At 60.1% G+C, this 17221-nt stretch carries 15 protein-coding genes, 3 tRNA genes and 1 pseudogene; 6 read left to right on the top strand and 13 right to left on the bottom strand.

Annotated features, from left to right (window positions below; genetic code table 11):
* From BS630_RS03265 to BS630_RS03250, 4 genes are all read right to left on the bottom strand, one after another.
* Nucleotides 1-585: a NuoB/complex I 20 kDa subunit family protein gene (locus tag BS630_RS03265; protein ID WP_003578567.1), complete on the bottom strand. Its 585-nt coding sequence runs from the start codon at nt 583-585 to the stop codon at nt 1-3.
* The gene (locus BS630_RS03260) at nt 576-941 is read right to left on the bottom strand and encodes an NADH-quinone oxidoreductase subunit A (protein WP_010055493.1); all 366 of its coding nucleotides are present in this window, start codon (nt 939-941) and stop codon (nt 576-578) included. Before BS630_RS03260 ends, BS630_RS03265 begins: the two co-directional genes overlap by 10 nt.
* A 246-nt stretch (nt 942-1187) precedes the next feature.
* A tRNA-Asp gene (locus BS630_RS03255) sits at nt 1188-1264 on the bottom strand.
* Nucleotides 1265-1347: 83 nt separating this feature from the next.
* A tRNA-Asp gene (locus BS630_RS03250) sits at nt 1348-1424 on the bottom strand.
* A gap of 403 nt (nt 1425-1827) precedes the next feature.
* Between BS630_RS03250 and BS630_RS03245 the strand changes: the two genes are divergently transcribed.
* Nucleotides 1828-1903: transfer RNA gene (locus BS630_RS03245), tRNA-Val, on the top strand.
* Nucleotides 1904-2004: 101 nt separating this feature from the next.
* Complete coding sequence (locus BS630_RS03240; RefSeq protein WP_025394093.1) at nt 2005-2403, top strand: hypothetical protein; 399 nt, start codon at nt 2005-2007, stop codon at nt 2401-2403.
* Between the two features lie 60 nt (nt 2404-2463).
* Here BS630_RS03240 and BS630_RS03235 read toward each other — a convergent pair whose 3' ends face one another.
* Both BS630_RS03235 and BS630_RS03230 read right to left on the bottom strand, forming a co-directional pair.
* On the bottom strand, nt 2464-3012 hold the full coding sequence (locus tag BS630_RS03235) for a glutathione peroxidase (protein WP_077976227.1): 549 nt from the start codon (nt 3010-3012) through the stop codon (nt 2464-2466).
* A 133-nt stretch (nt 3013-3145) separates the two neighbouring features.
* Nucleotides 3146-3499: a hypothetical protein gene (locus BS630_RS03230; RefSeq protein ID WP_025394091.1), complete on the bottom strand. Its 354-nt coding sequence runs from the start codon at nt 3497-3499 to the stop codon at nt 3146-3148.
* A 164-nt stretch (nt 3500-3663) separates the two neighbouring features.
* Here BS630_RS03230 and BS630_RS03225 point away from each other — a divergent pair, with 164 nt between their 5' ends.
* A complete protein-coding gene (locus tag BS630_RS03225) occupies nt 3664-4269 on the top strand; it encodes a class I SAM-dependent methyltransferase (protein WP_077976226.1) in 606 nt (201 codons plus the stop codon).
* Here BS630_RS03225 and BS630_RS03220 read toward each other — a convergent pair whose 3' ends face one another.
* Entirely contained in the window at nt 4270-4671 is a 402-nt protein-coding gene (locus BS630_RS03220; RefSeq protein ID WP_025394089.1) for a (R)-mandelonitrile lyase, read from the bottom strand. It lies immediately after the preceding gene.
* A 147-nt stretch (nt 4672-4818) separates the two neighbouring features.
* On the opposite strand from BS630_RS03220, the gene BS630_RS03215 reads away from it, so the two are divergent.
* Nucleotides 4819-5805, top strand: coding sequence for an aldo/keto reductase (locus BS630_RS03215; protein WP_077976225.1), 987 nt, complete (start codon nt 4819-4821; stop codon nt 5803-5805).
* An 89-nt stretch (nt 5806-5894) separates the two neighbouring features.
* On the opposite strand, the gene BS630_RS03210 is transcribed toward BS630_RS03215, so the two are convergent.
* The 6 genes and pseudogenes from BS630_RS03210 to clpP all read right to left on the bottom strand — a co-directional run bounded on the left by BS630_RS03210 (nt 5895) and on the right by clpP (nt 14112).
* Nucleotides 5895-8096, bottom strand: a complete 2202-nt coding sequence (locus BS630_RS03210; protein ID WP_183594467.1) for an esterase-like activity of phytase family protein — start codon at nt 8094-8096, stop codon at nt 5895-5897.
* Nucleotides 8097-8190: 94 nt separating this feature from the next.
* Nucleotides 8191-8515: pseudogene (locus BS630_RS03205) on the bottom strand (EamA family transporter); the annotation flags it as partial.
* An 85-nt stretch (nt 8516-8600) separates the two neighbouring features.
* Nucleotides 8601-8876 carry a DNA-binding protein HupB gene (hupB, locus tag BS630_RS03200; protein ID WP_003547346.1) on the bottom strand — a complete coding sequence of 92 codons (276 nt, stop codon included), beginning with the start codon at nt 8874-8876 and terminating at the stop codon, nt 8601-8603.
* Nucleotides 8877-9082: 206 nt separating this feature from the next.
* Nucleotides 9083-11500 carry an endopeptidase La gene (lon, locus tag BS630_RS03195; protein ID WP_017959927.1) on the bottom strand — a complete coding sequence of 806 codons (2418 nt, stop codon included), beginning with the start codon at nt 11498-11500 and terminating at the stop codon, nt 9083-9085.
* Nucleotides 11501-11902: 402 nt separating this feature from the next.
* On the bottom strand, nt 11903-13180 hold the full coding sequence (clpX, locus tag BS630_RS03190; RefSeq protein WP_003547337.1) for an ATP-dependent Clp protease ATP-binding subunit ClpX: 1278 nt from the start codon (nt 13178-13180) through the stop codon (nt 11903-11905).
* A gap of 296 nt (nt 13181-13476) precedes the next feature.
* Entirely contained in the window at nt 13477-14112 is a 636-nt protein-coding gene (clpP, locus tag BS630_RS03185) for an ATP-dependent Clp endopeptidase proteolytic subunit ClpP (RefSeq protein WP_017959926.1), read from the bottom strand.
* Nucleotides 14113-14386: 274 nt separating this feature from the next.
* On the opposite strand from clpP, the gene BS630_RS03180 reads away from it, so the two are divergent.
* Together BS630_RS03180 and BS630_RS03175 are read left to right on the top strand one after the other, a co-directional pair.
* Nucleotides 14387-15802, top strand: coding sequence for a sensor domain-containing diguanylate cyclase (locus BS630_RS03180; protein ID WP_183594465.1), 1416 nt, complete (start codon nt 14387-14389; stop codon nt 15800-15802).
* Nucleotides 15803-15863: 61 nt separating this feature from the next.
* Nucleotides 15864-17108, top strand: coding sequence for a cytochrome P450 (locus BS630_RS03175; protein ID WP_077976224.1), 1245 nt, complete (start codon nt 15864-15866; stop codon nt 17106-17108).
* Nucleotides 17109-17221: the final 113 nt, after the last annotated feature.

Here is a 17221-nt window from a genome sequence, read left to right as displayed (position 1 = left end):
TTAGCGTTCGATCGTGCCGGTACGCCGGATCTTCTTCTGCAGCAGAAGCACGCCGTAAAGCAGCGCCTCTGCCGTGGGGGGACAGCCCGGCACGTAGATGTCGATCGGCACGATGCGGTCACAGCCGCGCACCACCGAATAGGAATAGTGATAATAGCCGCCGCCATTGGCGCAGGAGCCCATCGAGATGACATAACGCGGCTCGGGCATCTGGTCGTAAACCTTGCGCAGAGCGGGCGCCATCTTGTTGGTCAGCGTGCCGGCGACGATCATCACGTCGGACTGGCGAGGCGAGGCGCGCGGCGCAAAGCCGAAGCGCTCGACGTCATAACGCGGCATGGACAGTTGCATCATTTCGACAGCGCAGCAGGCAAGACCGAAGGTCATCCACATCAGCGAGCCGGTGCGGGCCCAGTTGATCAGCTCATCGGTCGAGGTGACGAGGAACCCCTTGTCGGCGAGCTCGTTGTTGATCTCGCCGAAGAAGGCGTCGTTGCTGCCGATCGGCTTGCCGGTCGAGGGATCGATAATCCCCTTCGGCTGCTGGGCAACAAGCGGCTGATTGCTCACAGGGGCTACTCCCATTCCAGGGCTCCCTTCTTCCATTCATAGATAAAGCCGATGGTCAGCACGAGAAGGAAGACCATCATGGACCAGAAGCCGAACCAGCCGATGGCGCCGAAAGACACGGCCCAGGGAAAGAGGAAGGCGACTTCGAGGTCGAAGATGATGAAGAGGATCGACACGAGGTAGAAACGGATGTCGAACTTCATGCGGGCGTCGTCGAAAGCGTTGAAGCCGCATTCGTAAGCCGAGAGCTTTTCCGAATCGGGCGCTTTGAAAGCCACGGCGAACGGCGCAATGAGCAGCGCCAGGCCGATAACAAGCGCAATAGCGATGAAGATAGCGATCGGAATATAAGAACTGAGCAGTTCAGTCATCATGTTCATCCCTGCTTGCCGGTGACGCCAGGCGGCGCATTTGGGCAAATGCCCGGCAAGCGAACGTGCGTTGCAACAAGCCGTGGTTAGCGCAGCCGAGGCCCCGGCGCAAGACTTTTACAGAGGCAATTCGACGCGTGTCGCGCGGACATTATCAAGCAGATGCAACGATGTCGCGACAAATCCGTGCAAGCCGTTTGAACCTGCATGCCTGACCATTGGAAACTGCATAGCTTTCGGAAGAAATGGCGCGAGTGACGGGGCTCGAACCCGCGACCTCCGGCGTGACAGGCCGGCACTCTAACCGACTGAGCTACACCCGCGCATTGATCGGCCATTTGCGGCCGCGAGGATAAAGAGAACCGGACAAACGGCAAATCGCATTTGCGTTTTACAAGACTTGAAATGGCGCGAGTGACGGGGCTCGAACCCGCGACCTCCGGCGTGACAGGCCGGCACTCTAACCAACTGAGCTACACCCGCAATTCATTTCAAGCAGTCCGGATGCCTTCGCACCCTCTCCAAAACGGCTGCCCGTTTCGATGAGCGGCTAACTACGGGGTTCGCCTTTTAGTGTCAAGCAGGTTTGGAGACAAAACCATGACAGTCTGCGAATTGTTTCGGCGGGTTGGATGCCAGACGAACAAAAGTCGGCACTTCCGTCTTCCGCAGCGATGCTCAGGCGCCGACGCAGCGCCTTCGAAACGGACATGCCCGCCGCCCTCCCCTCACTTTTCCACAGCCAAGCCGGACCTGAGCGGCATTGCCAGACAGGGGACCACCACCAAAAAAATCAAAAATCTTCACAAACACTCTTGCGGTTTTGCCGCGATCCGCATAGATCACGGCCACCAACGCGGCAGGCCGATCCGGCTTTGTTTGCGATGGGCGATTAGCTCAGTTGGTAGAGCGCCTCGTTTACACCGAGGATGTCGGCGGTTCGAGTCCGTCATCGCCCACCATTTCCAAACTTTCCCGCTGCTTGTTCATCAGATTTAGACTCCCGAATTAGCTCGCTAATCCGCTCAGGATCTGCGCAAGGTGTTTTGTCAGGAGACACCTCATGAAAACCGTTGCCATCATCTCTACGCTGCTTCTCGCAGGCGTGGCTGTGCCGCCGTGCATTGCCAGAGAGCCGGCGCAAGAGGTGTTCCTGTCTGCCGGGGATCAGGCGATGACGACCTCCGGAGAAACCCCGGCGCGTGAAGCCAGGACCTATCTCCTGAGAATGCCGTCAGATCTGCCGATTAATTTTTCGGTCGACGCGGACAATTCAGCCTGCAGCCTGGAAATCAAGAAAACCAGCCAGCGCGGCGTCTTAAGCACAATCAGCCGCTTCCCCGCATCTTTCAAAGACAACGGTCAAAGCGGGGATGAATATACGTTTTCGTTTTTTCAGAACCGCGTTTCGTTTATGAGCGGAGCCCGATGCGCCTTCTCATTTTCTCTGACGCAGATGTAACCATGTGCTTGGGGTGATGGGCATGCCTTGCCGTCTGGAGGATTCCCCATCCCCTACCATTCATGCCTTCGCCAGTTCTTTCTCGACCGCCGAAACGAGCCGCGAATCATCTGCCGTCACATCCGGCGCGAAACGGGCGGCGACCTTGCCGTCGCGGCCGATCAGGAATTTTTCGAAGTTCCAGAGGATGTCGTCCTCATCGCCACCTGTCAGCCCATGGGATTTCAGACGTTCGCGCATCGGGCCGTCGCCCGTCGTCGCGACACCCGACTTGGTCAGCTGTCGGTAAAGCGGGTGCTGGGCCTCGCCCTTGACCGAGATCTTCGAGAAGATCGGGAAGGTGACGTCGTAGGTGCTGGTGCAGAAATCGAGGATCTCGGCGTCGGTGCCAGGCTCCTGGCCCTTGAAGTCGTTGGCGGGAAAGGCGGCGATGACGAAGCCGCGCTCGCGCTTTTCTCCATAGAGCTTTTCCAGCCCGTCATACTGCGGGGTTAGCCCGCATTTCGAGGCGACGTTAACGATCAGAATCACCCTGCCCTTGTATTCGTTGAGCGTCGTTTGACGACCATCCACAGTCTTGACCGGGATATCCAGCACATTGCCCGTCACAGGAACCTCCAATTTCGTAAGGATATGTTTCGCCAAAGCTTAGCGATATCGCCGCCCTTGTCATCAGCGTCGGGATCAACTTGGCTTCCACAGGACGCCGGTGCGACTTCCGGCCGCACCGGGCCTCAGCACCTCAGGCGGGAGACGTTTCCTTCACGTCGTCGAGCAGGAAGTGGACGACGAGATAGTCCGTCTTGTAGTGGCGGCCGCTGTCCGACACGGAGTCGACGCTGCCGCCGTCCTTCGGGTGCCAGGGATGATAGTGGGGGTTGGTGGTGATCAGCGTGATGGCCTTGCCATCTCTTTCGCCAAGCCGGAAGCGCATTTCGGCGAGCGGCCAGATCCGCTCGTAATCCTGCATGGTGATTCGCGCCTTCAGCGCCTTGCGCTGCAGCGGCGCTTCGCCGGCCTCGGCTGGTGTTTCCAACACCACCTCCTCAGCTTCGCTGATGATGGCGTTGAATTCTTCAGGCCACATGCGTCTCATGAAATCGCTCCTCCCGAGGCTTTTTCGTCAGTTCACAGATGGAACTTAGCGGTTTGTTCGAAAGAAGCAAATTCCTGTCATGCGGTTGTCATCGGTGCCGGCTGCTCCTACCTTCCCGTCAAACCGCATCAGGGCCGTCAGTCGCCCGCAATCCCGAGATCAAGATGAAGACACGTGAAGAAAGGCAGGCGCTCCGGGCGAGCATGCCGCGCACCCCCCTCAGCGCCCATCATATGGAAAACGCCCGGCTGCTGCCGGATCGCGGCGAGCTGCTCTACCGGATTCCGAACGGCGGCATCGGCGTCGAGGTCGGAGCAGCCTTCGGCGAATATACGGCGGAGATCCTGGAAAAGAACCGACCGGCGCAGCTCTACCTCATCGATCCCTGGTCGATGGATCGTTACAGCTCCGGGCTCGACTCGATCCACACGAAATTCGCGGCCGAGATCGAGGCCGGCCGGCTGCACCTGATGCAGGGCACATCGCTCGGGAAGCTTGCCGAATTCGACGACGATTTCCTCGACTGGGCCTATATCGATACCGATCATTCCTTCGAGCTCACCTGGCAGGAACTCCTGCTCTGCGAAAAGAAGGTGAAGCGGACGGGGCGCATTGCCGGGCATGATTTCTGCACCGGCAATACGGTCAAGCCGATCGTCTATGGTGTCGTCGAGGCGGTTACCAAATTCTGCAAGGATTACGGCTGGCAATTCGAGTTCCTGACGGTCGAATCGCACGCGCATTTTTCCTATTGCCTGAAGCGGCTCTGATCAGGCCTTGCCGGAATATTGCTCGTCGCTGACCTTTTCCATCCAGTCGACGTGATTGCCGTCCAGCGCCTCATGAATGGCGATGTGCGTCATCGCCGTATCCGGGGCAGCACCGTGCCAATGTTTTTCGCCCGGCGCGAACCAGACGGTATCGCCGGCGCGGATCTCGCGGATGTCCCCACCCCAACTCTGGGCGAGGCCCTTGCCTGATGTCACGATCAGCGTCTGGCCGAGCGGATGCGTATGCCAGGCCGTGCGGGCGCCGGGTTCGAAGGTGACGGAGACCGCCCTCGCCCGTGCCGGCGCAGGCGTTTCCATCAGCGGATCCTGGCGAACGGCGCCGGTGAAATAGTCGGCCGGTGGCTTCGTCGAGGGGCGAGAGCCGACGGGTTTGATCTCCATGATCTTTCCTTTTCCATTGATTGCGGTTGAAGCCTTATATCGCGACGATATTTCATCGAGGCGACCAATCAAAGCTGGATCGGCAATTGCCGCGGACTCACCCGACTGATAATTCCAACACCTTTCATCACCTACGGAGGATTTTTCATGAAACACCATGCTTTTGGCCGCATGCCCTTCACCGTCACCAATGTCGGCTTCGGCGCATGGCAGATCGGCGGCTCCTGGGGTGATATCAGCGAGGCGGACGGACGCGCGGCGCTCAATGCCGCGCTCGATGCCGGCATGACATTCATCGATACGGCGGATGTCTATGGCGACGGCCGCTCGGAAAAGATCATCGCCGACGTGCTGAAGACGCGTGGCGGCGAACGGCCGATGGTTGCCACCAAGGCCGGCCGCCGCCTTAATCCGCATGTCGCCGAAGGTTACACCAAGGCTAATCTCGAAGGCTTTATCGACCGCAGCCTGGCGAATCTTGCCGTCGACAGCCTCGACCTCGTGCAGCTCCACTGCCCGCCGCGCGACGCGCTTTACCAACCTGAGATCTTCGAGAGCCTGAACGCGCTGCAGAAGGCCGGCAAGATCAAGGGTTACGGCGTCAGCGTCGAAAAGGTCGAAGACGGGCTGAAGGCGATCGAATATCCCGGCGTCGTCAGCATCCAGATCATCTACAACATCTTCCGCCAGCGCCCCGACCACCTGTTCGTCCAGGAAGCGCGCCGCAGGAATGTGGCGATCATCGCCCGTGTGCCGCTCGCCAGCGGTCTTCTCTCCGGCAAGATCACCCGGGACACACATTTTGCCAGCGACGACCACCGCAATTTCAACCGCAACGGCGAGGCCTTCGATGTCGGCGAGACCTTTGCCGGCGTTCCCTTCGAGGTCGGCCTGCAGGCGGTGGAAGAGGTGCGCAAGCTGGTGCCCGAGGGCACGACCATGGCTGCCTTCGCGCTCCGCTGGATTCTGATGAGCGACGCTGTCACCGTCGTGATCCCCGGCGCCCGCAATGCCGAGCAGGCCAGGGCCAACGCGGCTGCCGCCGACCTTGCGCCGCTGTCAGCCGATGTCATGGCGGCAACGCGCGAGATCTATGAGCGGTTGATTGCGCCGCATGTGCATCAACGCTGGTAGGCCATCGATATTCCAAAATGCAAATGGCCGAAAGGCAAAATGGCCGGGTTTCCGCCCGGCCATTTTTCTGTCGTGTAACTGTCAGAAGCTCAGTTCGTGGCGGTCAGGTCGACCGGGAAGAACAGGGTCTCGCCGGAGGAGTCGCTGACGCCGTCATTGTCGGTGACCGCGTAGGGCTTGCCCGACGCGTCGAAAGTGAAGCCTTCGAGCTTGTCCAGCACATAGCCGTTGGTCGCAGACTTCAGTTCACCGAGGAAGTCATGGGCTTCGGTCTTCTTGACGACGGGCAACTCGCCGCCGAGCTTGGCGGGCTTCAGCTCCGATATCGCAACCTTGTAAAGCTTCTTCAGCCTGGCGGCATGGCCGACGAGGTTGTCGCGCTCGATGATGTAGACGCTGTCGCCCTGGACGGAGATTTCCGACAAACCGACCCAGCCGCTTTCCGTCTTGTCGAGCGGATAGCGAACGGCACCCCATTCCTTCTTCTTCGGATTGTAGGAGACGAGCTTGACGAAGCCCTTCTCGTCGTCGCTCCACTCGCGCTGGACCGCCATCCAGAGCATGGTGTCGTCGCCGGTGCCGACAATGGCCACGCCTTCGAAGCCGTAGCGGATTTCGTTGGCGACGAGCTCCTTCGGCAGGGCGATCTCGGCCTTGATGTCGCCCTTGGCGTTGACGTTGTAGAGCGCGTGCGGGACGAGACGCTCGCTGTAGCCTTCCGAGGCGAGCCAGAAGGAGCCATCGGCGGCGGCTGCGATGCCTTCGATGTCGAGCTTCTGGGCCGGGGTGCCGTCACGCTTGACGACGAGGGCGTCGGTGATGACGGCCGGCTTCTTGCTGGCATCGATCGTGTAGATCGTCGGCTGTGAGCCCAGAACGCTGTCGCTGACGGCGTAGAGCATGCCCGGTTTGCCCGGAACGGCGGCGAGACCCGAAAGGGCTGCAAAGCCGATCGGATTGCCGTCCTTCTCGGCGGAGACGATCTGCGGATAGGCCTTCTCGCCCTCCGAGCGCTCGTAGATCATCACATGCGAGCGCGTTCCGCCGTCCTTGCCGAGATCGACCTCGTTGGCGGTCGCAAGAAGATTGCGCGCGGGAATGGCGATCGCGCCTTCCGGCGAAATGCCGGATGGCAGCAACTGGACGAGTTCGGGATCGGCGCCGGTATCCTTATAGACGCCGACGACCGAAGCACGTTCGGCGAGCAGGAAGAAATACTTGATGTCGCCGAACATGGCGGCTTCAAGGCCTTCGGGCTCGACACCCTTCGATCCCGAGCGGCTTTCCGGATAGTGGCCGATATGGGCGACGGCGCGTTCGAAGGAGGCGCCCGATTCGTAGAGAAGCTTGCCCGTCTTGTCGAAGATGGTGAAGCCGCGCGAGCCGCCCTGATAGTCGCCTTCATTGGCGACGACGAGGCGGTTGTCGTCCAGCCACTTCACGGCGTCGGGCTCGCGCAGAACGCCTTTGGCTTCGCCTGAGAATTTCAGGGCGCCGTCACGCTTGGTGTCGATACCGGAGAGATCGACGCTGCCGGCGGAGAAATGCGTCTTCACTTCAGCCGTGTTGGCGTCGATGATGACGATCTCGTTGTTTTCCTGCAGCGTCAGGGCAATCTCGTTCAGGCCGTTGAAGGCGACGAATTCCGGCTCCGGATCTTCAGGGGCGACGCCGGTCAGCGCTACGTGTTTGATAGTGCCGCAATCGACGGTGCCGTTTTTGACCTGGAAGACGACGAGGTCGCCGGCCGGCATCTGCGGGATCTTGCCATCATTGACGTCTTCGTCGCGCTCGTTTTCGATTGCGATGGTGCCGAGCGTCTTGTCTTTGTTGAGGGCGATCGAATCCGGCTGACCACCGAGATCGCACGTGCTTTCGATCTTCTTGGTCGCCACGTCGACGATCGCGAGACGGCCCGAGGGCTTCGCCTTGCTTTCGGAGGTGTTGACGGCAACGAGCGCCTTGCCGGCGCTCGAGGTGACTGAAGTCGGCTCGCCGCCCATCATCAGCGCGCCGCCGGCCTTCGGGGCCTTGGCATCGGTAATGTCGATAAAGCCGATCGCGCCGAGCGGGCTGTCGCTATAGATCAGCGTGTTGCCGTCGTCGGTCGCGGTGATGATCTCGGCGGAGCTCACCGAAAGCTTGTCCTTATCGACAGGCAGGTTCGCCGCAACCGGGAACGAGGCGATGCGGTTGAAAACCGGCTCGGCCGCGGCCGGAAAAGCGACGGATGCGAGAAGCACGGCAGCAAGCGCTGCCTTGCGCGATGAAATTGTCATGAAATCCCCCATGTGTCGAACATTCGAAACAGGAGTTTTCTGCGCGCGCGGCATGACAGAGGCATGACAGAAGCATGACAGATGCGGCATTTTGCGTCAGATCATTTCAGGCTGGTTTGCGCTCCCGGCGCATCTCGTTTCGCATGATGAACAGCGAAGCAGACAGGATGAGAGCCGCTCCCAGCCAGAGGTAGCCGGCCGGCGCATAACCGAAGAACAGCCAACCGGCGAACACGTTCAACGGCAGCTTTAGATCGTCGAACGGCTGGACGTAGGCGGCATCGGCCGCGGCGTAGGCAAGCGTGAGGAAATACTGCGCTACGGCAGTCAGCAGCCCCGCCAGCAACGAGCACCAAGACGGTGATCGTCTCCGGCCGTTCGATGCCTGTCAGGCTCTTGGTGATAAGCCCGGGCGACAGCAAGGCTCGCCAAGCAAAAGGGGTCCGGCAAAGCCGAACCCCTCTCAAATCCTGCACAGCCGGTCTCGTTTCCGGCTGACGGATAATCAATCTCAGATCAGCCGTTGACGGCGTCCTTCAGGCCCTTGCCGGGCGTGAATTTCGGAACGTTGCGAGCCGGAATGTCGACTTCAGCGCCCGTCGACGGGTTACGGCCCTTCGATGCGGCACGATGAGAAACGGTGAAGCTGCCGAAACCCGCGAGGCGGATGTCGCCCTTGTTCTTGAGTTCAGCCTGGACAACGTCAAAAACCGCGTCAACAGCGGAAGCCGCGTCAGACTTCGTCAGTCCTGCCTTTTCGGCTACTGCGGACACGAGTTCATTCTTGTTCATGTTTCCACCCCTTTCTAAATGGTATGAAACGACTCAAAAGTAAGCTAGGCGCAGAATAGGTTTCATCAGGCCCGCCGAAAACCCAAAAGCCCTGCAAATCAAGGAAAAGCAAGCGTCTACATGACGTTTTCACAAAAAAGGCTGGCGTTTCCGCCAGCCTTTTTGCGTGTTTAGGGCCAATTGGGCATAAATGTGGCAAAGGCCACTCAATGCGCTATGGTTGCGCCTGTCTCATCGAGGCCTTCGACCGTTGCGATGACCGGCGTTTCCACCGTGCCGTCCCATTCGATCGGCTCCGGCCGCCGGATCAGCGCATGCTTGATCACCTCGCCCATGCGGGATACCGGGATGATTTCCATGTTGTTCTTCACGTTATCAGGAATCTCCGCCAGGTCCTTGGCGTTTTCCTCCGGAATCAGCACCTTCTTGATGCCGCCGCGAAGCGCTGCGAGCAGCTTTTCCTTGAGACCGCCGATCGGCAGCACACGGCCGCGAAGGGTGATTTCACCTGTCATGGCCACATGCCTGTCCACCGGGATCCCGGTCATGATCGAGACGATCGCGGTTGCCATGGCGACGCCGGCCGAGGGGCCATCCTTCGGCGTCGCGCCTTCCGGCACGTGCACGTGGATGTCGCTCTTGTCGAAGCGCGGCGGCTCGATGCCGAAATCGACAGCGCGCGAGCGGACATAGGAGGCCGCTGCCGAGATTGATTCCTTCATGACTTCCTTCAGATTGCCGGTGACCGTCATGCGGCCCTTGCCCGGCATCATCACGCCTTCGATGGTGAGCAGCTCGCCACCGACTTCCGTCCAGGCAAGACCGGTCACGACGCCGACCTGATCCTCGCCCTCTGCTTCGCCATGGCGGAAGCGCGGGACGCCCAGGTAGTCGGAGATGTTGGCAGCCGTCACGTGAACGGCCTTCGTCTTGCCCTTGATGATCTCGGTGACCGCTTTGCGGGCGAGTTTCATCAATTCGCGTTCGAAGTTGCGGACGCCGGCTTCGCGGGTGTACTGCTGGCTGATCGCCATCAGGGCGTCGTCGCTGACCGAGAACTCTTCCGGCTGCAACGCATGTTCCTTGATGGCCTTCGGCAGCAGGTGTCGCTTGGCGATTTCGCGCTTTTCATCCTCAGTGTAGCCGGCGATACGGATGATCTCCATGCGGTCCATCAGGGGTGCTGGAATATTCAGCGTATTCGCCGTCGTGATGAACATCACATCCGACAGGTCGTATTCGACTTCCAGATAGTGGTCCATGAAGGTCATGTTCTGGGCCGGATCGAGCACTTCGAGCAGGGCCGAGGACGGATCGCCGCGATAGTCCTGGCCGAGCTTGTCGATCTCGTCGAGCAGGAAGAGCGGGTTGGACTTCTTCGCCTTCTTCATCGACTGGATGACCTTGCCGGGCATCGAGCCGATATAGGTGCGGCGGTGACCGCGGATTTCGGCTTCGTCGCGAACGCCGCCAAGCGCCATGCGGACATACTCACGGCCGGTCGCCTTGGCGATCGACTGGGCGAGCGAGGTCTTGCCGACACCCGGAGGACCGACGAGGCAGAGGATCGGGCCTTTGATCTTGGTGGCACGGGCCTGCACGGCCAGATATTCGACGATGCGCTCCTTGACCTTGTCGAGACCGAAGTGATCGGCTTCGAGGATCTTCTCGGCATTGTTGAGATCAGCCTTGATCTTCGACTTCTTGCCCCAGGGAATGCCGAGCAGCCAGTCCAGATAATTGCGCACGACCGTGGCTTCCGCCGACATCGGGCTCATCTGGCGCAGCTTCTTCAGCTCCGCATCGGCCTTTTCACGGGCCTCCTTGGACAATTTGGTCTTGGAGATGCGCTCTTCCAGTTCGCTCATCTCGTCGCGGCCTTCCTCGCCGTCGCCGAGTTCCTTCTGGATCGCCTTCATCTGTTCATTGAGGTAGTATTCGCGCTGGGTCTTCTCCATCTGGCGCTTGACGCGCGAGCGGATGCGCTTTTCGACCTGCAGCACCGAGATCTCGCCTTCCATGAAGCCGAGGGCCTTTTCAAGGCGCTGCTTGACGCTGGTGGTCTCCAGCATCTCCTGCTTCTCGGTGATCTTGATGGACAGATGCGAGGCGACCGTATCGGCGAGCTTGGAATAGTCGTCGATCTGGCTGGCGGCGCCGACCACTTCGGGCGAAATCTTCTTGTTGAGCTTCACGTAGCTCTCGAATTCGGAAACGACCGAACGCGACAAGGCTTCCAGTTCGACCGGATCGTCATGCGGCTCCTCGAGCACATGGCCGAGCGCCTCATAGAAATCCTCGCGGCTGGTATAGGTGTCGATCTCGGCGCGGGCGCGGCCTTCGACGAGAACCTTCACGGTGCCGTCGGGCAACTTCAGGAGCTGCAGCACGTTCGCCACGGTGCCGACATTGTGGATCGCGGAAGGATCCGGATCGTCGTCGCTGGCGTTGATCTGCGTCACCAGCATGATCTGCTTGTCGGAACCCATGACCTCTTCGAGCGCACGGATCGACTTTTCCCGTCCGACGAACAGCGGCACGATCATATGCGGGAAAACCACGATGTCGCGCAGGGGCAGAACAGGGTAGGCAGTGCTGCTCGCTACAGACGTTTTCTTCGTCATTTTATGTCCTTTCCATCGTCCCGTTGCCGGGCTCTCTGCACGGCCGCTTGGGACCGGCCGGCACTCACTTGTTGCTACAAGTGGAGGTTCTAACTACGCTTTTCAAGCCACGCTAACGCCCGCGTCCCTCGGATGTAACAGCTTTATTACAACGGAACGCCAACACTATGAAGCGCGTGGCTGGACCGGCGCTTACCACTTCCGACCCGGCTAAAATACAAACGCCAGCAAGAGGCTTACGGAATCATTGCATCATTGCCAAGCACGATCCCTTGCGCAACATCGGCAAAGGCAATTTCGGTTCCCACGGGCAAATACTAACAGGGCCTCGCATGGTTTTTCAAATAGAAAGGGGCCTGCCTATGGCAAGCCCCCAAAATAATCACGCGAAAGCGGTGAAGGTCACGCCGAAGCGTTGGCTTTTTCTTCCTGGCGATCGGCATAGATGTAAAGCGGACGGGCCGAACCGCGCACCACTTCCTCGGAGATGACGACCTCGCGCACACCCTCCAGCGTCGGCAGTTCGAACATTGTGTCGAGCAGGATCTTCTCCATGATCGAGCGAAGGCCGCGGGCGCCGGTCTTGCGCACGATCGCCTTGCGGGCGATTTCGCGAAGAGCGTCCTCATGGAAGTTCAGTTCCACGTCTTCCATCTCGAACAGGCGCTGATACTGCTTGATCAAAGCGTTCTTCGGCTCGGACAGGATCTGGATCAGCGCGTCCTCATCGAGGTCCTCGAGCGTCGCCAGAACCGGCAAGCGGCCGATGAACTCAGGGATCAGGCCGAACTTGACCAGATCTTCAGGCTCCAGTTCGCGCAGAACCTCGCCGACGCGGCGGTCATCCTGCGATTTGACGCTAGCGCCAAAGCCGATCGAGGTCTTCTCGCCACGGGCAGAGATGATCTTGTCGAGGCCGGCAAAAGCGCCGCCGCAGATGAACAGGATGTTCGTCGTGTCGACCTGCAGGAATTCCTGCTGCGGGTGCTTGCGGCCGCCCTGCGGCGGAACGGAAGCGACCGTGCCTTCCATGATCTTCAGCAGCGCCTGCTGCACGCCCTCGCCCGAGACGTCACGGGTAATCGACGGGTTGTCGGACTTGCGCGAAATCTTGTCGACTTCGTCGATGTAGACGATGCCGCGCTGTGCACGCTCGACGTTGTAGTCGGCCGACTGCAGCAGCTTCAGGATGATGTTTTCGACATCCTCGCCGACATAACCGGCCTCGGTCAGCGTCGTCGCGTCAGCCATGGTGAAGGGAACGTCGATGATGCGGGCAAGCGTCTGGGCAAGATAAGTTTTGCCGCAGCCGGTCGGACCGACGAGCATGATGTTCGACTTCGCCAGCTCGACTTCGCCGTTCTTGGAGGCGTGCGCCAGGCGCTTGTAATGGTTGTGAACGGCAACCGACAAGATCTTCTTCGCCTGTCGCTGGCCAATGACATATTCGTCGAGGACCTTGATGATGTCCTGGGGCGTCGGAACGCCGTCGCGGGACTTGACCATCGAGGACTTGTTTTCCTCGCGGATGATGTCCATGCACAATTCGACGCATTCATCGCAGATGAAGACGGTCGGTCCGGCAATCAGTTTCCGGACTTCGTGCTGGCTCTTTCCGCAGAACGAACAATAAAGAGTGTTCTTGGAGTCGCCGCCGTTGCTGCCGCTGACCTTGCTCATATCACTTTCCTTCCAGCACGCCGCATTTCAAGGCGAAATCGCGGTCCACTCTATCAGCTCCTGGCGGCACTCCGTTTCCGGAGCCTTTGCCGAGAAGGGCTTCAGGGGCTACGAACCGGGCCCAACCAATCATGTCCTGGCCCCGGCGGCAACGAATTCCCCTTCGAATGCCGAATGCTATGTCATAAAAATTCAACATAGCATTAATAGTTACTATTAGCGTCTTCGTCGCCGGATGAAAGCCCTTGTTCAATCACAAATGGGATAGAACTGTGGCGAGGAAAACACCATCCCTATTAATTACTAGCCTGCTCGCCTTCCATTTCGAGGCGCGACGTCAGAACCTTGTCGATCACGCCCCAGCTCTGGGCTTCGTCCGCATCCATGAAATGGTCACGATCGAGCGTCTTTTCAACTTCCTCATAGGTCCGGCCCGTGTGCTTGACGTAGACCTCGTTCAGGCGGCGCTTCATCTTGAGGATGTCGCGAGCATGACGCTCGATGTCCGAAGCCTGGCCCTGGAAGCCGCCCGAAGGCTGGTGCACCATGATGCGGGAATTCGGCGTGGCGAAGCGCATGTCCTTGTGGCCGGCCGCCAGCAGCAGCGAGCCCATGGACGCGGCCTGGCCGATGCAGAGCGTCGAAACCGCAGGCTTGATGAACTGCATCGTATCGTAGATCGCCATGCCGGCGGTGACGACGCCACCCGGCGAATTGATGTAGAGGGCGATTTCCTTCTTCGGGTTTTCGGCCTCGAGGAAGAGCAGCTGGGCGCAGACGAGCGTCGCCATATGGTCCTCGACAGCACCTGTCAGGAAGATGATGCGTTCCTTCAACAGGCGGGAATAGATGTCGTAGGAGCGTTCACCGCGGTTGGTCTGTTCCACGACCATCGGAACGAGGGCCATTGCGGTATCGACTGGGTTTCTCATGTGCGTCCTTTGTCAACGTCTCGCCGGCCCGCGCCGGGAATCAAAGAAAAATGTCTTACCCCTACATAGAGTGTCCCGGCCCTCCTCTTCAAGACACGCATGCGGATAACGTTAAGAAGGCGGGGCAAGGCGGCTAAGCTCCTTCTTTTCATGCATGTCGTTATCCCGGAACCGCTGCACACTTCCGGGCGACATGCATTGAGCCTCTTTCCCTCAATCGCCTGTTAACGGCGAGCCCTTGCTACGGTCTCCCCCGGCTTTTCTCCATGACAGGATGAAGGAAGGCTTACTCTATTCGACAATACTCATGCACGTTTACCCAACGGAAAGCCTACCGGCAGATATCGGCCCGAAACAATGCCGCAGCGCAGCGACATTAAGGAAGTGGCGAGCTTCCTCAGCAAGGATGCGAATGGACAGACAAGGGGTTGCTGCCGTGTTCAATATCGCTACAGGTCTCGCCATCTGGTGTTCAGAGGCCATGACGCTCGCTTTGGTGCTGTTCGTCGCCTGGCGCCACAACATCAGGAACGAGGCCTATCTCTATTGGGGCCTGGGCTTCCTTCTGACCGGCATCGGCTTTGCGATGGTCGCGCTGCGCGGCGAAATCCCCAGCCTGCTTTCAGTAGAGGCGGGCAATGCCATCGCCCTGCTCGGCCAGAGCGCCTGGGTGGCCGGTTTTCTCGCACTCGACCGCAAGCGGATCGAGTGGTGGGCGCTACTGCCGCCGGCAATCTGGCTCGCCGGTGTCTTCCTGCCCTGGGTCAACAGCGATTATTCAAATCGGGTGGTTCTCTACAATCTTGCTTCGGCGACGGGTGCGACGGCACTCGCCATGGCGGTCGCCGCCGGCGACATGCGCCGTGAGCCTACCCGCATCAAGCTGATGGGTGTGTTCGTCCTCCAGGGCTGCCTATGCTTCGGCTCGGCCCTGACGATGACGCTGACGATGCCAAGCGATGTCGAGGCGACAAATCTCGGCGGCGCTTCCGCCATGGCCACCGCCTTCCTGCTGACCATCGCTTTCGCGTTCACCTGCCGGCTGATCATGGAGCGCTCCGAACGACACCTGCGTGCGCTCACCCTGACCGACTCGCTGACCGGCGTGCTCAACCGCCGCGGCCTGCTCGGCTATTTCGACGGCATCCAGGAAAGAGCTCATAACGAGCAGCGCCAGGTCGCGGTCATTCTCTTCGATCTCGACCATTTCAAGCGCGTCAACGACCGTTACGGCCACCAGTCCGGCGATGCCGTGCTGACCGCCTTCGCGCGCATGGCCCGCCAGTATATTCCGAACAACATCTTCGGCCGCATGGGCGGCGAGGAATTCGCCGCATTCGCCGCCGTCGCGGACCAGACGGAAGCCGAGGCGATCGCCGAAGCGATCCGCACCGAATTCTGCCGTCTTCCCGTCAGCACCGGCGAAGCGATCGTTCCGGTCACCGTCAGCATCGGCATTGCGCTCGCCTCCTCGATCGAAGCCAATATTGACAAGCTGATCTCGGCCGCCGACCGGGCGCTCTACGCAGCCAAGGCCGCCGGCCGCAACTGCACGGTCACCTTCGGCGAAGCGGAGGCCGCAGCCCCTGCACCAGCCACGCCGAACAGCACTGCCGGCGAACTCGTGCCGACGGTCGACGACCAGGTCGAAGCGCTGCGACGCATGGGTACGCTGTCGCGGGCCGGGTAGCCCCGGGATCCTCACGCCCCACATCTTTCCGAGGTCCGGCAAATCCGATAAGGCTCGGGGCATGATGATCCCATCCTTTCTCTCGATCGACCGCGCCAACCGTCATGTCTCGCTTGATAGCCGCAACCCGGCCTTCTACGGCAACCCGAATGCCGTCTATTGCGCACTTCACGCCCATTGCCCGACCTTCTATTGGAGCGAGCAGAAGCAGTGGTTCTTCACGGGCTACGACCATGTGAACGGACTGCTGCGCGACCGGCGCTTCGGCCGGCAGATCCTGCATATCGCCAGCCGCGAGGAGCTTGGGCTTGCCGAGCCGATGCCGCATCTTGCCAGTTTCGATCTCTCGGAACGTTATTCCCTGCTCGAACTCGAACCGCCGGAGCACACGCGGCTGCGCACGCTCGTCAACCGCGCCTTCGTTTCCCGCCATGTCGAGAAGATGAAGCCGGAACTTGTCGAACTCGCCAACCGGCTGATCGACGGCTTCGCGGAGAAGCGTGAGGTCGAGCTGCTCTCGGCCTTTGCCGATATCATCCCGGTGACGATGATCGCACGAATGATCGGCATTCCCGAGGAGATGGGGCCGCAGCTGCTCGCCTGGTCGCACGCCTATGTCCGCATGTACATGTTCGGCCGTACGCGCGAGCAGGAGGAAGAGGCAGAACGGGCGGCCAAGGAATTTTCCGACTACGTCAAGACGGTCATCACCGAACGCCGTGCCGAACCGCGCGACGACCTGCTGACCCACATGATCCATACCGAGCATAAGGGCCAGTATCTGACCGAGGAGGAGCTCGTCTCGACGACGATCGTGCTGCTCAATGCCGGGCATGAGGCGACCGTGCACCAGATCGGCAACTCCGTGCGCACCATCCTCGACAGCGGCTGCGATCCGGCGGAACTCTTCCGGGACGAGGCAACGACCGGGCGCACCGTCGAGGAAACCCTGCGCATCTGCGCGCCCGTCCACATCTTCCAGCGCTGGGCCCTGGAGCCTGCCGAAATCGACGGCGTCTCCTTCAAGCGCGGCGACAAGGTCAGCCTTATCCTCGCCGCCGCCAATCTCGATCCGGCGAAATTCACCGATCCCCTCACCTTCAAGCCCGACCGCAACGAGGCGGCAAACCTCTCCTTCGGCGCCGGCATCCATTTCTGCATTGGCGCGCCGCTGGCGCGGCTGGAGCTCAACGTCGTGCTTCCGATCCTGTTCGAACGGCTGGTGGGCCTGAGGCTGGCAAAGACACCTATGGTCCAGGACGTCTACCATTTCCACGGGCTGGACCGGCTGGATCTGCAGTGGTGATCCGTCCTCTGAGCCGCTAGAAAAGCAGGCCACAGCCGAAAACTATCCAATGGAAAATACGGTCGCCGCCGGTAACGATCCGTCAATACCGAGCCTATGCCACGATCTTCGCG

It is taken from the genome of Rhizobium laguerreae (assembly GCF_002008165.1).
Lineage (GTDB): Bacteria > Pseudomonadota > Alphaproteobacteria > Rhizobiales > Rhizobiaceae > Rhizobium > Rhizobium laguerreae.
The sequence above is the reverse complement of the archived record's forward strand: the minus strand, read 5'-3'. Positions and strand labels throughout refer to the sequence as shown.

Coding starts and splice junctions, on each gene's coding strand:
- BS630_RS03265 (WP_003578567.1), bottom strand. CDS start 585: ATGGGAGTAGCCCCTGTGAGCAATCAGCCGCTTGTTGCCCAGCAGCCG.
- BS630_RS03260 (WP_010055493.1), bottom strand. CDS start 941: ATGACTGAACTGCTCAGTTCTTATATTCCGATCGCTATCTTCATCGCT.
- BS630_RS03240 (WP_025394093.1), top strand. CDS start 2,005: ATGAAAACCGTTGCCATCATCTCTACGCTGCTTCTCGCAGGCGTGGCT.
- BS630_RS03230 (WP_025394091.1), bottom strand. CDS start 3,499: ATGAGACGCATGTGGCCTGAAGAATTCAACGCCATCATCAGCGAAGCT.
- BS630_RS03225 (WP_077976226.1), top strand. CDS start 3,664: ATGAAGACACGTGAAGAAAGGCAGGCGCTCCGGGCGAGCATGCCGCGC.
- BS630_RS03220 (WP_025394089.1), bottom strand. CDS start 4,671: ATGGAGATCAAACCCGTCGGCTCTCGCCCCTCGACGAAGCCACCGGCC.
- BS630_RS03215 (WP_077976225.1), top strand. CDS start 4,819: ATGAAACACCATGCTTTTGGCCGCATGCCCTTCACCGTCACCAATGTC.
- BS630_RS03210 (WP_183594467.1), bottom strand. CDS start 8,096: ATGGGGGATTTCATGACAATTTCATCGCGCAAGGCAGCGCTTGCTGCC.
- hupB (WP_003547346.1), bottom strand. CDS start 8,876: ATGAACAAGAATGAACTCGTGTCCGCAGTAGCCGAAAAGGCAGGACTG.
- lon (WP_017959927.1), bottom strand. CDS start 11,500: ATGACGAAGAAAACGTCTGTAGCGAGCAGCACTGCCTACCCTGTTCTG.
- clpX (WP_003547337.1), bottom strand. CDS start 13,180: ATGAGCAAGGTCAGCGGCAGCAACGGCGGCGACTCCAAGAACACTCTT.
- clpP (WP_017959926.1), bottom strand. CDS start 14,112: ATGAGAAACCCAGTCGATACCGCAATGGCCCTCGTTCCGATGGTCGTG.
- BS630_RS03180 (WP_183594465.1), top strand. CDS start 14,387: ATGAAGGAAGGCTTACTCTATTCGACAATACTCATGCACGTTTACCCA.
- BS630_RS03175 (WP_077976224.1), top strand. CDS start 15,864: ATGATGATCCCATCCTTTCTCTCGATCGACCGCGCCAACCGTCATGTC.